Below are 641 nucleotides of genomic sequence, written 5' to 3'. Positions count from 1 at the left end.
CCGGCCCGCGCGGCGCGATGAACGGCGCGCGCAGCGGCGGCGTGGCGGGCAGTGCGGGCGGAATCATCCCCGCCGGCCAGGCCGCCGTGGTGATGATCGCGCCACGATGGGGCGGCAGGATGAGATCGGACGGAAAGGCCGGCGTGGCAGCCTGGGCCAGCAGGAATGGCCGGGTAAAATCGGCCTTGGCCCGCTTGCTGGCGGCCTTGGCGGCAGGGGGACTGACTGCTGGCGGACCGGCAGTTGGCGGAACGGCAGATGAAACTGGCGCCTTGGCCGGCACACGCTGGCCGGATCGAGCGCCCTTGCGATTGCGCACGGTATGCATCGGCAGATCCCCCCGGGTTCCGATGTGACCGATTCTCTCATGCCAGGAATCACCGCGCCAATCCGCATGATGCCTGAGGGCAAACACCTAAAAGCAAACGGGGCGCCACCGTTGCCGGCAGCGCCCCATTTTTGTTTCTTGATCAGGCCGTGTGGCGCTGGATCAGGCGTCTTCGCCTTCGGCGGTCGCCTTCTTGGCGGCCTTCTTCTTGGCGGGCTTGGCTTCGCCTTCAGCGGCGGGTTCCGCCTCGGCGTCGGCCGCAGCCTTCTTCTTGGCCGGAGCCTTCTTGGCGGGCTTGGCCTCTTCGGCTTCG

1 pseudogene is annotated in these 641 nt (G+C 68.2%); it reads right to left on the bottom strand.

The features are described 5' to 3' along the window. Positions 1-328, bottom strand: a pseudogene (locus tag H926_RS27145) (hypothetical protein); the annotation flags it as partial. Between the last annotated feature and the right edge of the window lie 313 nt (positions 329-641).

Source organism: Novosphingobium sp. B-7, assembly GCF_000410615.1.
GTDB classification, from domain to species: Bacteria; Pseudomonadota; Alphaproteobacteria; order Sphingomonadales; family Sphingomonadaceae; genus Novosphingobium; species Novosphingobium capsulatum.
This window is presented reverse-complemented; position numbering and strand designations above follow the sequence as displayed.